This is a genomic window from uncultured Algoriphagus sp. (assembly GCF_963974835.1).
GTDB lineage: Bacteria > Bacteroidota > Bacteroidia > Cytophagales > Cyclobacteriaceae > Algoriphagus.
In genome coordinates, this window is the sequence record NZ_CAXBET010000001.1 from 655,895 (window position 1) to 670,465 (window position 14,571).

At 39.6% G+C, this 14,571-nt stretch carries 10 protein-coding genes; 4 read left to right on the forward strand and 6 right to left on the reverse strand.

What is annotated here, in order from left to right; translation table 11 throughout:
- Positions 1-7: 7 nt before the first annotated feature.
- A complete protein-coding gene (locus tag AACZ73_RS03020; protein WP_339875285.1) occupies positions 8-757 on the reverse strand; it encodes a segregation/condensation protein A in 750 nt (249 codons plus the stop codon).
- Between the two features lie 177 nt (positions 758-934).
- Here AACZ73_RS03020 and dxs point away from each other — a divergent pair, with 177 nt between their 5' ends.
- Together dxs and AACZ73_RS03030 are read left to right on the forward strand one after the other, a co-directional pair.
- A complete protein-coding gene (gene dxs / locus AACZ73_RS03025) occupies positions 935-2,851 on the forward strand; it encodes a 1-deoxy-D-xylulose-5-phosphate synthase (RefSeq protein WP_339875287.1) in 1,917 nt (638 codons plus the stop codon).
- A gap of 7 nt (positions 2,852-2,858) precedes the next feature.
- Positions 2,859-3,632: an alpha/beta hydrolase gene (locus tag AACZ73_RS03030; protein WP_339875289.1), complete on the forward strand. Its 774-nt coding sequence runs from the start codon at positions 2,859-2,861 to the stop codon at positions 3,630-3,632.
- 3 nt (positions 3,633-3,635) lie between these two features.
- On the opposite strand, the gene AACZ73_RS03035 is transcribed toward AACZ73_RS03030, so the two are convergent.
- From AACZ73_RS03035 to AACZ73_RS03050, 4 genes are all read right to left on the reverse strand, one after another.
- Positions 3,636-4,118, reverse strand: a complete 483-nt coding sequence (locus AACZ73_RS03035) for a GAF domain-containing protein (RefSeq protein WP_339875291.1) — start codon at positions 4,116-4,118, stop codon at positions 3,636-3,638.
- Positions 4,111-5,136 (reverse strand): bifunctional diaminohydroxyphosphoribosylaminopyrimidine deaminase/5-amino-6-(5-phosphoribosylamino)uracil reductase RibD, encoded by a 1,026-nt coding sequence (gene ribD, locus AACZ73_RS03040; protein WP_339875293.1) that lies wholly within the window; start codon positions 5,134-5,136, stop codon positions 4,111-4,113. The genes AACZ73_RS03035 and ribD overlap by 8 nt, the downstream gene beginning before the upstream one ends.
- Positions 5,136-5,933 carry a DUF4382 domain-containing protein gene (locus tag AACZ73_RS03045; protein WP_339875294.1) on the reverse strand — a complete coding sequence of 266 codons (798 nt, stop codon included), beginning with the start codon at positions 5,931-5,933 and terminating at the stop codon, positions 5,136-5,138. Before AACZ73_RS03045 ends, ribD begins: the two co-directional genes overlap by 1 nt.
- 87 nt (positions 5,934-6,020) lie before the next feature.
- Positions 6,021-6,848: a DUF4382 domain-containing protein gene (locus AACZ73_RS03050; RefSeq protein WP_339875296.1), complete on the reverse strand. Its 828-nt coding sequence runs from the start codon at positions 6,846-6,848 to the stop codon at positions 6,021-6,023.
- Positions 6,849-6,950: 102 nt separating this feature from the next.
- Between AACZ73_RS03050 and dgt the strand changes: the two genes are divergently transcribed.
- Complete coding sequence (dgt, locus tag AACZ73_RS03055; protein WP_339876338.1) at positions 6,951-8,297, forward strand: dGTP triphosphohydrolase; 1,347 nt, start codon at positions 6,951-6,953, stop codon at positions 8,295-8,297.
- Positions 8,298-8,446: 149 nt separating this feature from the next.
- Positions 8,447-11,455, forward strand: a complete 3,009-nt coding sequence (locus AACZ73_RS03060; protein ID WP_339875298.1) for an AsmA-like C-terminal region-containing protein — start codon at positions 8,447-8,449, stop codon at positions 11,453-11,455.
- Positions 11,456-11,830: 375 nt separating this feature from the next.
- Here the strand turns inward: AACZ73_RS03060 and AACZ73_RS03065 are convergent, their stop codons facing one another.
- Positions 11,831-14,221, reverse strand: coding sequence for a hypothetical protein (locus tag AACZ73_RS03065; protein WP_339875300.1), 2,391 nt, complete (start codon positions 14,219-14,221; stop codon positions 11,831-11,833).
- Positions 14,222-14,571 lie beyond the last annotated feature (350 nt).

Below are 14,571 nucleotides of genomic sequence, written 5' to 3' on the forward strand. Positions count from 1 at the left end.
TCATACGCTAGGCAGCAGCTATTGGCTCAGTCTTTTCTACCCAAAAGTTGTTAAAACCATCTCCGATCACGATGGTAACCTTGGAAAGTTGCAGTAATTCTAAAATTGCTAGGAAGGTGTATATCACAAAAATTTTATCGGGTTTATAGCTGATGAAATCAGCAAATGGCACTTTATTCTTAAAACTGATTTTCTCCAACACAAAGTCTTTTTGCTGTTCAATAGTATAAGGATACTGGATTACAGTATGTTTTGTTTCATCTACTCGTGAAGCCATTTTGGCCATCGTGCGCTGAAACACTTTCAGTAATTTGTACAGATCCATATCCTGCATTTCGGCATCCACATCATCGACTTTACGTAGTGCTTTCAATTCCGCTTCTATATTTCCTCGCTTTTCCTTCGAAAGCTCTTCTCCCTCCATGGCCGATAGCTCTTCGATGACAGACTTGTATTTTTTATATTCTAATAGATTTCTGATCAATTCCTCACGCGGATCTATTTCCTCACCATCCTCATTTAGTTCCGGTCTAGGAAGTAGCATACGTGATTTAATCTTCATCAAAGTAGCTGCAAAGAGAATAAAATCACTGGCGACTTCCATTTCCATTTGCTCCATATGATGCACATAATCCAAGAAGTCATTGGTAATCTTGGAAATAGGAATATCATAAATATCCAGTTCATCGCGCTCGATGAAGAAGAGCATCAGGTCAAAAGGACCTTCGAAGAGTGGTAATTTGATTTCGAAACTCAAAGGATATTTAAATTATTGGTTAATTTTGCCACCTTGTAGCCAAAGATATTCAATTAAGCTAAATTAATTGGAAACGGCAGGAGAAAGAGGCTATTGCCTTTTCGACAAAATTTGTAGATTGGAAAACAAAGAAGCATAGTTGTTGTTATGCTTGTTTGAACACATTACCGCTGTAAAATGCTCATTAAACCAGGAGAATTATTAGCCCAAATTAACAGCCCCGCTGACCTTAAGAAATTTCCTAAGGAAAAACTGGTACAAATCTGTGATGAACTTCGACAGTTTATCATTGATAATGTATCCGTTTACGGAGGCCATTTCAGTGCTAGTCTTGGTGTAGTAGAGCTTACAGTTGCCCTTCATTACGTGCTCGATACTCCCGAAGATCAGCTTGTTTGGGATGTAGGGCATCAGGCTTATGGCCATAAGATCCTTACAGAAAGAAAAGATCGTTTTCATACCAACCGTGTTTACGGAGGACTTTCTGGATTTCCAAAAAGAAAAGAAAGTCAATATGATACGTTTGGAGTAGGGCACTCCAGCACATCTATATCAGCTGCATTGGGAATGGCGGTGGCCTCCCAATACAAAGGCCTTCCCAAAAAACAACACGTTGCTGTAATCGGCGATGGGTCAATGACGGGAGGAATGGCTTTTGAAGCAATGAACCATGCCGGTGTCACAGACACCAACTTGCTGATCATCCTAAATGATAATTGCATGGCTATCGACCCAAACGTTGGTGCTCTTAAAGATTATCTTACTGACATTACTACTTCCAAAACTTACAATAAAGCGAAAGATGAAGTTTGGAAGATATTGGGAAAGCTGAGCAAGTTTGGGATTAGCGCACAAGATGTATTGTCCAAAGTAGAAGGAGGAATAAAATCCGCCTTACTCAATCAAAGCAATTTATTTGAGTCATTAAATCTGCGATATTTCGGTCCTGTGGATGGACACGATGTGAATCATTTGGCTGAAGTACTTAAAGATTTAAAAGATATTCCAGGACCTAAAATCCTTCATTGCGTGACAATGAAAGGTAAAGGATATGGTCCAGCTGAAAAAGGAAACCAAACGACCTGGCATGCTCCTGGAGCTTTTGATAAAGTAACCGGGGAAATATACAAACATACTCCAAGCACTCCTCAAGCACCCAAATATCAAGATGTTTTTGGACATACTTTAGTAGAATTGGCTGAACAGGATGATAGAATTATGGGAGTTACTCCTGCAATGCCTTCTGGTTCTTCTATGAATATTATGATGAAAGCAATGCCGGATAGAGCTTTTGACGTAGGAATTGCTGAGCAGCATGCGGTAACTTTTTCTGCCGGCTTGGCTACACAAGGACTTGTTCCTTTCTGTAATATTTACTCCACATTTATGCAACGTGCATACGATCAGGTACTTCATGATGTATGTCTTCAAAATCTTCCGGTAGTATTTTGCCTGGATAGAGCTGGCTTTGCTGGAGCTGACGGACCTACGCATCATGGAGCATATGACATTGCTTTCTTCAGATGTGTTCCAAATTTGGTTGTTTCTGCACCAATGAACGAAGAAGAGCTTCGCAACATGATGTATTCAGCATCCATACATAATGGTCCTTATTCTATAAGATATCCTAGGGGAAAAGGTGTCATGCCAGAATGGAAAACGCCATTTGAGGAAATTCCGCTAGGTCAGGGGCGAATCGTGAAAGAAGGTGAAGAAATAGCTATTCTTACTATTGGCCACATAGGGAATTATGCGGGAGAAGCCTGCGAAAAACTAGCTATCGAAGGACTAAACCCAGCTCAATACGATATGCGATTTGTGAAGCCTCTTGATGGGGAGCTTCTTCACGAAATTTTTGGAAAATTCAAGAAAGTAATCACGGTGGAAGATGGCTGCCTGATGGGAGGTTTCGGCTCCGCAGTGATCGAATGGATGATGGATCATGGATATCAGGCTCAAGTGAAACGTCTAGGCATTCCTGATGCGATCATTGAGCATGGAGAGCAAATGGAGCTTCATCGTGAATGCGGCTTTGATCCAGAGGGTATAGCAGCAGCCGTGAGAACTATGGCTGAAATTGCCAAAACAGTTTAAACAACAAATGTCAGCGATTCATTTTTTTGAAAAAGGCCAAGGTCAGCCTGTTATTCTTATTCATGGTTTTTGCGAAATCGGAGAAATGTGGAGAGATTTCGCAGAGAAACTTTCCGTTGATTTTAGAGTGATATGTCCAGATCTCCCAGGATGTGGAAAATCCCCTTTGACACTTTCTCAAAATAACTTGGAAGAATTAGCCGTCCAACTAGAAGAATGGATGGAGGAGAACTCAATTCATGAACCCATTGTCATAGGACATTCTCTTGGAGGTTATGTGACTTTGGCATTGTTGGAGTTAATGGGCTCCAAATTGAAAGGAGTGGGGCTGTTCCATTCTACTGCCTTTGCAGATACAGAGGAGAAGAAAGGCATGAGGGATAGAACAATTACTTTTTTGAAAAAGCATGGTGTAGATACCTTTGTGACTTCGTTTGTGCCTCCACTTATCCCGGAGAATAAAAGAGATAATTTACAAGGTGAAATTGCAATAGCAATCGACCAAGCAAAGCAATCGACTTTGCAAGGGCTAATTCTTTACACTAAAGCTATGCGGAATAGAAAGGACCGCCTCCAAATTTTAAGTAATTTCTCAGGCCCGAAATTGATGATTGCAGGAATGCAAGACGGTGCTGTAAAAATTGATGACAGTCGTGCTCACAAATCCTCAGTCTCTGATTATTACGAATTAGAAGGTGTGGGACATCTCGGAATGATAGAGCAAAAGGAAGAGTGTATAGAGATCCTAAGAGAGTTTTGTAGGAAAATAAAAGACGTTTAATATTTATAACTGTCTTCCAAAAATCCCCATCAACTTCTCCAGATATTCCTGATCCACACTATCAAAATCATCCAGCTGATCAGAATCCACATCAAGAACCATTGCGACTATTCCACCTTTAAATACAGGAACAACAATCTCGGATTTGGAGGCAGAGCTACAGGCGATATGACCTGGGAAAGCATCTACATCAGGTACAACAATTGTTTTACCTTCTTGCCAGGCTGTACCGCATACCCCTTTTCCTAGAGAAATCCTGGTGCAAGCAATCGGACCTTGAAAGGGCCCTAAGACCAACTGGTTTTCTTTGACCAAGTAGAAACCACACCAGAAAAAGTCAAAAGCTTCTTTTAATGCAGCGGAGATATTAGCAAGATTCGCATATAGATCTGGTTCTCCTGTAATAAGGGCTTCAATCTGTGGCAAAATTGCTTCGTATTTTTCTGCTTTTGTAGCGGATTCTGGTATGTATAGGCTTTCAGACATGATGATAAATTCTTAAGGTATCTTCCAATATCTGAATGGTTTCCGATACTGGGGCAGGAGGGATTGGCGCTGCTATGCCGCTCCCGAATTTGTTACTGCTTGTAAACACACGGGCTTCATCCCAAAGTTCGGAAGCCAGAAACTTATTTAATAAATAACTTCCGCCTTCAATGATTACACTTTGAATATTCCGCTGATATAGCTCCTCTAAAATATCCTTGATCTGAAAATTGGGACTAAGTTTAACATACTCAAGAGTTCCCCGGATTTCGGATTTCAGCGTGTTGAAGCAAATCGTAGGAACCGCTTCATCAAATAATTTAAGGGAATTTTGAAGTTCCAACTTGGCATCTAAAACTATTCTAACTGGGTTTTTCCCCACCCAATCTCTAACATTTAATGCAGGATCATCGTATTTGGCTGTATTTTTACCAACCATAATCGAGTCTTCCTCGGCTCTCCATTTGTGTACTAATTGGCGGCTGGATGAATTGGTAATCCACTTTGAAGTGTAATCTTCCCTAGCAACAAAACCATCGAGAGTTTGTGCCCATTTCAAAATCACATACGGCCGTTTCTTTTCGATCTGAGTGAAAAATCGCTTGTTTTGGATTCGAGCCTCCTTTTCCAAAAGGCCCGTTTGAACATCAATTCCTGCATCTTTCAATATCTGAATCCCTTTTCCACCGACCAAAGGGTTGGAGTCGAAAGCCGCTATAATTACTTTTTTAACTTTCTTCTCTACCAATAAATTGGCGCAAGGTGGTGTCTTACCGAAATGGGCACAAGGCTCAAGAGTTACATATACTGTCGCATGGGAAAGTAATCCCGGATTTTTCACAGAATTTACCGCATTGACTTCTGCATGGGCTTTGCCAAATTCCTGATGATAACCTTCCCCGATAATCTTATCTTCATGCACGATTACACAGCCCACCATGGGGTTTGGACTTACTTTTCCCCGTCCATTCTCAGCAAGTTCGAGAGCTCTTTGCATGTAGAGTTCATCTGAAGCCATTAGGGTTTGAGTTTAAATGTAATGTTCTTTAGCACGCTATCCAGATCAGCTGTCAGGTCTAGATTGAATGTGGTATCCTGGTAGAGTTCATTTTTAGGGTCCATGAATACTTGGTATTTATCCATAGGAACTCGAAACAAAAAATTTCCGGAAGTATTGATGTGGGTGGAAAAAGAGTCTTTTTCATTGAATAAATAGATTGCGGGATAGAGCGATACTGGTTTTAGATTCCCACTCAATTCTACAGTTCCTGCCCCTTTTATCAACTTAAAGATAGGATCAAGCTCATAAGTAAGTGGAGATTCCGAGACTTGAACGATTGATTTTTCAAGATCTAAATCCAAGATTATATCATAAGATACTCCCTGATCAGTATCTATTGCTGTTGGCAAAATTATTTGGCTTGAAGAGCCATCAGCCAGTGCCAGAACATATTCTTTTTCATCAAAAAACATAGAATGATCTTCGCCCAATACTATGGTAGCCTTGGTAATCTGTCCAACAGGAAGCTCACTTCTCCCGACTAATAACGTATTTCCGCCGACTAGCTCACTTACTTTTATCCGTTTATCTCCTGATTTATATTCTAAGAAAAATGTCTGTGTTTGAGTTTCCCTCCCTTCTACCAACACTTCAATATCAACACCTTTTATTTCCACAAAAACAGAATCCCAAGAAGCAGGACTATCTACCAAAAGAAGATTTAAAAGTGCTTTAGGACTGGAATCCGGATCTTCGCAGGAAGATATAAAGAGCACACAGATGATAGATAAAAGGAGTAAGCGCAGTTTTTTCACAAAGTAAATTTAGTCCAAATCTCTTAAATGCAGAGATTCAAGCGAACCTAGATAAAAAAAGACCAGCCTAAGCTGGTCTTATATGCTTTAATTGAGACTTAGCACAACGGGGTCGACCGTAGTAATCAACCCATCCTCAACTTCAATCCCCTCCAATACCAGAACTTTGTAGGTATTGTTAGGAGTGAAAGTAAGCGTGTATATACCATCATCTAATCCGGTGATTTTATAATTTCCATTGGCATCTACAAATGTGTTCATTTCTTCATCGCCTTTTTGAGCGCTCACTTGAACAGGTCGAGCTCCCACAGGAAGTGTCTGACCCATGATCCCAGCAGATATCTCATCCAAGTATGCTCTCAATACAGGCTTCAGGATAATCTGACCCGAATTACCAGCCTCCACAATTGATTTGGCAGCATCAAAATCGATAACCAAATCATACGACATACCTGCTTCGATATACTCATCTACTTTAATTTTCAAACCACTCTGCTGTGCACTTGGAGTTTTCATATCATATCTATCCCCATTTTTGACTACATAATTATTCTCACCGAGTATTAATCTAATCTGGCTGATCTCTCCCTCCGGAAAATCTTCTGTTCCCAGAAGCTCACTGTTTCCACCTGTCAAGTCCAAAAGATTTATGGGTTGACTTTCATCATATACGATCTCTTCCCAAGAAGATTCATCGTCATCATCATCAAAATCATCATCATCTGTCCCATTTTCGTGGACTTTGACACGAACGGCCAATACTTCTATCCATACTTCATCATACGATGCAGGTGCGTCCACGAGATAAATATTAACGCGCGCGGATCCCCCGCTTGGGTTTTCATCATCTGAGGTGCAGGAGAAGCCTGCAAAAGCAAGAATTGAAATAATTAAGTAAGAAAATAAATTTTTCATATGAGTAATTAAATATTTGAGCCAAGGAAATTCCAAGTTCCATGCCAAGACTTGATAACAAAAACTTACTCCTTCAGGGAATCCTTCTTATTTTTGGGAATGATGAAATGGGAACGCCTTTTAGCTAGGGGCAGATTTGGAGACAAGCCGGGTTTTATACCTACACAAGTAGCAAGAAGTGAATTTGAAGTCGATTATGATCGCATTATTTTTTCGGCTCCGTTTCGTAACCTTCAGGATAAAACACAGGTCTTTCCACTGCCTGAACAAGCATTCGTACACACTAGATTAACCCATAGCCTCGAAGTATCGAGTGTAGGTAGGTCTTTAGGTAAAGCGGCAGGCGAAATGCTTCTGGAAAAATACCCCCAACTAATTAAGACAGGAGTCACCCCATTTGAAATCGGGGCTATAGTAGCAGCAGCAGCTTTGACCCATGATATTGGCAATCCTCCGTTTGGTCATGCCGGTGAAGAAGCTATTTCTGATTTTTTCAAATTCCACCCTGCCGGAAAATGCTGGGAAACTCATGTGCGCACAGAGCAATTGGCAGATCTGCATAGTTTCGAAGGGAATGCCCAAGGGTTTAGAATGCTTGTTTCCAAGCAATTTGGCCTAAAGTTGACTTATGCTACGCTGGCGGCTTTTACTAAATATCCAAGACCTAGTATGATTGCACAGCGTGATATTGCACGCAGAAGTCAAAAGAAGTATGGGTTTTTCATAAATCAGCTGGTGGATTTTGAGCAGATGGGCGCAGTGTTAGGGATGCAAAAATCAAGTCCTGAATGCTGGTATAGACATCCACTAGCATTCTTGGTGGAAGCAGCCGATGACATTTGCTACAGCATCATCGATCTTGAAGATGGATGTACATTGGGGCTGGTAAGTTTTGAAGAAACAGTAACCCTTCTTGCGCCAATTTTAAAGGATAAATTTGATCCTAAAAAATTGGAAGAACCTAGAACAGAAACCCAGAATTTAGGAGCGCTGCGTGCCTTGGCGATCGGTGAACTGATACAGGAATGTGTAGAAGTTTTCTCCAATTATGAGGAAAGTATGTGCAAGGGGAATTTTGACAAAGCCTTGACGGATATTATTCCATCCTCCAAATTTCTACAGAAAATCACAGAAGTCTCAGTTCAGAAAATTTACAGATCGCAGATTGTGTTGGAAAAAGAAGCGGCAGGTTTTCAGGTGTTGGAAGGATTATTAGAGGTTTTTTCCAAAGCGCTTTATCACCAGTTTTACGACCCGGAAAATTTCTCTGGCAAGGACAAAAGTATCCTCAGGCTTTTGCCAGAAGACTTTCCGATGAAAGGCTGGGGTGCAGAAGTGAACCCATACCCTCTGCTTCGCTCTCTGGTGGATTTCATATCAGGCATGACAGACAAATATGCGCTGAATCTCTACCGACGTGTGAAGGGTATCTCTTTTCCAGGTAGTTAATTAGCGTTTCTGACCTTTTAAGGTTTAAAAATTGTTAGTAACTAACCTCTTGTTAGCGAAACTTCGTAATTACTCTTGCTAATGCTATTATTTGCATTTACTTAAATGGCATGGGATTATTTCTCAAATTGACTTATTAAAGACTCTTTATGAAAAAGACACTCCTAATCATCCTTGGTGTATTTATCTTTTTGATAGTTGCAGCTGCAACTGTTCCTTTTATATTCAAAGACAAAATCGTTGAACGGATTAACAAGGAAATTGCCCAATCTGTGAATGCCAAAGTGATCTATGATATTGACAACGTTAGCCTAAGTCTCTTTAGAAGATTCCCTAACGTCTCTGCCCGGATTAAGGATTTTGATATTGTTGGGAACGCTCCCTTTGAAAATGACACCTTGGTTTCACTTCGTGAGTTCGCAATAGATTTAAACCTAAAATCTGTGCTTTTCGACGATTATCCCACTCTTACTGGAGTACATCTAAATGGAGGAAATCTGTACATAAGTGTTCTGGAAGACGGCACCGCCAACTACGATATTACATTTCCTTCGGAAGATACCGTTGAAGTATCATCCGAAAGCAATTTCAAAATTGGTGTGGATGAGATGCAAATCAGCAACTTAAACGTTGTGTATGACGACAGACAACTAAATTATTTCATGGCATTGGGAGGAATAAATGCCAAAGGTTCAGGAGATTTCACCGCTGATGTTTATGATTTGCCAATTGAGCTAGAAGCGCTTATTGCTGACATAACCTATGAAGATGTAAGCTATATTTCAGATAAAACGTTGAAAGGCGAAACGCTTCTAAACATCGACTTGGAAAACATGAAATTCACTCTCGGCGAAAGCAATTTTCAGCTGAATGATTTTAAGTTTGGACTTAGCGGCTATCTCGCTATGCCAGGCGATGACACGGAAATGGATATCGCTATGGAAGGAATAGATAACGAATTTAAAAGTATTTTATCTCTAGTTCCTGGAATCTATTCAGAGAGTTTTTCTAGTTTGAAGACTTCCGGAACCATGGATTTTAACGGGAAAGTCAAAGGAATTTATAACGAAAACAAAACTCCCTCTTTCGATATTTCACTGAAAGTGGCAGATGGAATGTTTCAATATCCGGATTTGCCACGGCCTGTAAAAAACGTGAACCTTGATCTGCAAGTCAAAAACGACACGGACAATATTGATAATACATCAGTTTCCATTCCTTCATTCAATTTGGACTTTGGAAGCAATCCTATTTCCGGAAAATTATACCTATCCGATTTAATTACCTACACCATTGATGCTGCGCTGAAAGGCAAACTGGACCTGGAAGAACTGACCTCCATTTTTCCCATTGAAGGAATGGCGATGAAAGGAAATCTGGATGTGGATGCTACCGCAAAAGGCAGATATGATTCTGTGGCTGGGATTATTCCTGCTATCAATGCCAAGATGCTTTTGGCAAACGGCTATGTAAAAAGTGCCGATTATCCAGCACCTATCGAGAAACTGAATGTGAATGCCTCAGTCCAAAATCCAAGTGGAAGTATGACAGATTTTCTAGTTGATTTAAGTCGATTTGGGTTTGAACTGGAAGGTGAGGCAATCAACGGAAATATGAAAATCCGTGATTTTGAAAAGTTGATTTGGGATGGGGAAATCAAAGGCGGAGTAGATCTCAAAAAGATTTTGGCCATTTTTCCTATGGATGATATGACTATGGAAGGACGAATTCAGGCAGATATCAACACCAAAGGTTCTTATGCAGCACTGGAAGCAGAGAAATACAATCAATTGGAAACCCAAGGTACAATGAATGTGAGTAATTTTAAGTACAGCTCTACCGACGTACCACAGGGTGTGCAAATAAACAATGCAAAAGCCGAATTCACTCCAGAGCGAATAAATCTGACGGAATTTGATTCTAAGATCGGCGAAAGCCCTCTTCAGGCAACTGGTTTCCTATCAAACTACATGGACTATTTCTTGGGAGAAAATGGCACACTAAAAGGCCAGCTTACCATGAACAGTAGCCGATTCAATGTGAACGAGTGGATGAGTGAGGACACTTCAACAGATACTACCAACGCTGAGCTTACCGTCATCGAACTACCGAAAAATATTGATTTTAACATGAGCGTGGCAGCAACTGAAGTGCTCTACGATAACTTGGACCTCAAAGATGTAAAAGGAAACATGTCTCTAAAAGATGGGGTCTTAACCTTCTCTGATGCTTCCATGAAGACATTGGGTGGTACGATAGGTTTGGCAGGAAACTACGATCCCAGAGATCTAACTGCTCCTTCCTTTAAATTCAATCTGAACATTGCTGAGTTAAGTATTGCAGAGGCTTTCAAGTCATTTAATACAGTCAAAGCTTTTGCGCCGATTGCCCAAAACCTAACTGGAAAATTTAATTCCAATCTTAATTTTTCAGGAAAACTTGGTCAGGATATGATGCCGCTTCTATCCAGCTTGGATGGCCAAGGGGTATTAAAAGTGCTTGAAACAGCTCTGAAAGACAGTAAAATTTTGGAAGGAATCACAAGTCTTACCAAGCTTAAGGATATTAATACGCTACAGATGAAGAATATATCCATTCCTATCACCATAGAAAATGGAATAATGGATGTAAAGCCTTTTGACGTGAAACTTTGGGACTATCAGGCTAACGTGCAGGGAACTGCTGGCTTTGATGGATCCATAAATTACTTACTGAACATGCAGATTCCTGCAGGGAAATTTGGAGCTCAAGCTAATACATTACTTTCATCTATATCCGGAACTGCAATGGATGAAAACACTACAATTCCACTTGCATTGAATTTATCTGGAACATACAATTCTCCTAAAATTTCTCTGGCTGGTGGTAATAGTATTGAATCCTTACTCGCAAATGCGCTCAAAGCTAGAGTGACTGGAGAAGCAAAAGGACTTCAAACCCAAGCTACAGAGCAATTCAATAATGCTCAGGATAGTTTGAAGCAGGTGCTTAAGGCCAAGTCCGAAGTAGCTCAGGATAGTGCTAAAAAGGAATTAGAGAAACAGGTAGACGTGGCCAAAGACAAGGCGGTAGATGAAGCAAAGAAGTTGCTGAAGGGATTTTTCCCTAAAAGTACTCCACCGGCTAAGCCGGATACTACAGGAGTTAAAAAGGATTGATTTTTACGTTTCCAGTCTCAGTGACCTGTTGTATAATTACTGGGGCTGGAAAGTATACTTCTGAATTATTGTATCCTTGGCTTCTTTTCTTATTTATCCATTCTATACAAGAACATGTCTAAATAATTCCTAGAGCAATAACACCCCGAAGACATTGGTGGCAAATTGCTGAACAATTAAAACTAAAGTAGCTATACTACATAGAATGACGCCTAGAAGTGTGATTGATTTTTTGCTTTTCACGTTAGCTGAACACTTACAGGCAACGAAATTCACAGTAGAAAAAATTAAGAGAAATCCTATGCTTATAGCAATGGAAATACTCTCCAATTCCAGCGTAATTTGATCAAGCAAAGTATTACAATTCAAACTACTTTAATTCAACCTGCTACTAAATCCAATATTGTCAACTAACACGACTCCTGAAGTACTTTGGTCAAAGACAAACTTTACAGTTTTAAGCTTGCTCAATCTGAATGACGGATTAAGTTTTGCAAATCTTCCTAAATTAAAATAGAAGGTTTGAAAAATATTTTCAGACTCAGAATCACCTTTGATAAAATCAGATTTCCAGATTTTGACTGCTATTTCCCGCTGTAAAGGTGAAAATTCACTCAAAAGAAATTTGACAGATTGACCTGCAGAATCAATCAGATAGATAGAAAAATCCAGTGGAGTCTTAGCTTTTTTCTCCTTACCGTTCTCCTCTTTATTATTGATTTCAGGCTTCTCTTTCTCTTCTACGTTATCATTATTTGAATCATCATCATCAGCCACCCATTTTCCGGATGATTTTGGATTGGAATCCTCTGTTGATTCAGCCATAGAAAATGTCAAAACACTTGTAGAATCAAGCAAAAAAGGAGAAGGGTTAAAATTCAAGCTATAACTTGCAATTAAAGAGTCCGCTACTACATCTATCGCTTTTTTTTCCTTTAGGCTATCCTCCACTTCATAGTCCCATCCAATATGTGAGGCTCGAGAGCCCTTTTTGTCCCATTTCAATTGGATTTCTGCTTCTCTCCAAACAGTGAGTTTTTCAGATTGGATAAAGCTTGAGTCCAAAGATGCAGTTTCTACATCGAAATCTTCTTCGAAGTCAGCCAGGATTTTCGTTTTAGAATCCTCAAATTGACTTAGATAAATAGTCTCTGGCAGCCAATTCTTTCCTTTTCGAGCATCCACAAAAAGAGGCAGAAACTGCTTTTTGCCTAACAAAGTAGCATCCAGAAAAGCTGAAATGTAAACTTTAGCAATCTGTTGCTGAGCATCCTCATCAAGCTGCTGCTTAAGGTTTAAAAGTCCTAAAAACGGACTTCCGGTGTCATTCTGCCCCCATGAACTATTAAATTGACCATGGTTAGCACCATATACATATAGCCCTGATTTGAAATGGTAGCTGGTATCTTCAAAAGTTATTCTTTCATATTGCATAGACCCCATGTAAGAAGAAACATCCGCATCCTGAGCGCCATGAATTACAAAATAATTGATATCCTTGAGTTTGGTTCTAGTATCTCCCGATTCATACTGCCCGTCTACTGGAGCTATCGCAATGATAGATTTAATTTTATAATGATAATCAAGCTTAATGGTAGCATCATCAGGATAATAGTCCAACTCATTTAGCAACGCTGCATGTGCGACGGCTTCCCCACCTCGGGAGTGTCCAATAAGCGCGATTCTATCTATATCAACTTTATTATAGAAAGGATGATCGTCCTTAGAATTCCACTTGTGCCAAACCTTTAAGTGCTCCAGCAATAGCCAAGCTCTAGCATCATTTTCCTTTTCCAATCCTTTAAAAATGTCTGTCCAAGATCCATTTATGAAATTCTCGTCTACAGATACCAAAATCATCCCCCTGGAAGCGAGCAGCTCTCCGAGGTACTCATATCCTGGATCAGAATAGTCCTGCATGCTGTGATTTCCGTGGACTATTAAAACAAGAGGGAAAGTTCCAGGCCCGTCAGGATACCATACCCTCCCGTTTATCGGCAAGGATTTATCGTCAAAACCCCAATACTTCTCTCTCCACCAGCCTGAAAAGTCCTTCCAATTATCTAAAAATGCGACTCCATTAACAGAATCAGTCAAAAAATTATATGTAACCTTTTCTGCGAAATCAGGTCGGTGTTTATCGTTCCCACTTCCATAGGTAATAGTTTTAACTTTATAAGTACCAAGTTTAGCGGGAGAATCCCCGAGAATAGCAGAGATTTTAACAGTAGAAAGTAAGGCAGCATTTTCAATTGGATCTACTTCCATTCCCGTAAGTGAGTAAAAGTATACGGCCAATCCCAAACCGAATAGGCCAATTATCAATCCCAACACAGAAATAACTCGCTGGGGTACTTTCAATGATGAAAATCTAGACCTTCTGAATATATAAAACGCAGCTCCTAAAAGTGAGGAGATTATAATCAGACCAACAATTAAAACGAGTTGTCCATATACCAATAAGAACAGTAATGGAACCGACATGATCAAAGCGACCCTATATAATCGTGGAATCCCAGAAATAATTACGATTAGCCAAGCACCTAATAATCCCAGTAAGTAGGCTAATAGAAGTGTCAAGATGCCAAAAAGTAAATACCACGGATCTCCTATCTGAAAAGCCGATAAAATTGAATTAATAAGAACCAATGAAACAATAAGAATGATCAAACCAACAGCTGCTCCCTTAGTTGATGATTTGCCTGGAGTAATAAGCAAAATTTTTGATCTAATCCATAAAAATGTATTCTTAATACTTTTTTTCATGTTCAAAATTATATTTCTACTAAGCTAAATTAATCCTTATTAATATTTGAACCGTTTATAATCTTTTTTTACTACTTACAAAACAGATCGTAAAATGAATCTGACTTTTCATTTATTACTTTCAATTTACCCAAGAAAATAAGCGAGTATGCCTGCAGGATATCATGTCAAACGCTTTAATCTAGATTCAGTAATATGCGATATCACCTGCTTTTAACATTACATACTAGTAACACCAAATTCATCATGACTATCAAGTAATTGATGAATTTTCTCAATGGGGCATCGAGATTCACTGAGTTTTACATATTCTCCTGATTAAATTAGAATTTAGTAACTCTTAAAATATA

Excerpts from the sequence above, each read along its gene's own strand:
- AACZ73_RS03050 (WP_339875296.1), bottom strand. The coding sequence starts at position 6,848 with ATGAAAAATTTATTTTCTTACTTAATTATTTCAATTCTTGCTTTTGCA.
- AACZ73_RS03035 (WP_339875291.1), bottom strand. The coding sequence starts at position 4,118 with ATGTCTGAAAGCCTATACATACCAGAATCCGCTACAAAAGCAGAAAAA.
- AACZ73_RS03030 (WP_339875289.1), top strand. The coding sequence starts at position 2,859 with ATGTCAGCGATTCATTTTTTTGAAAAAGGCCAAGGTCAGCCTGTTATT.
- dxs (WP_339875287.1), top strand. The coding sequence starts at position 935 with ATGCTCATTAAACCAGGAGAATTATTAGCCCAAATTAACAGCCCCGCT.
- AACZ73_RS03065 (WP_339875300.1), bottom strand. The coding sequence starts at position 14,221 with ATGAAAAAAAGTATTAAGAATACATTTTTATGGATTAGATCAAAAATT.
- AACZ73_RS03060 (WP_339875298.1), top strand. The coding sequence starts at position 8,447 with ATGAAAAAGACACTCCTAATCATCCTTGGTGTATTTATCTTTTTGATA.
- dgt (WP_339876338.1), top strand. The coding sequence starts at position 6,951 with ATGAAATGGGAACGCCTTTTAGCTAGGGGCAGATTTGGAGACAAGCCG.
- ribD (WP_339875293.1), bottom strand. The coding sequence starts at position 5,136 with ATGGCTTCAGATGAACTCTACATGCAAAGAGCTCTCGAACTTGCTGAG.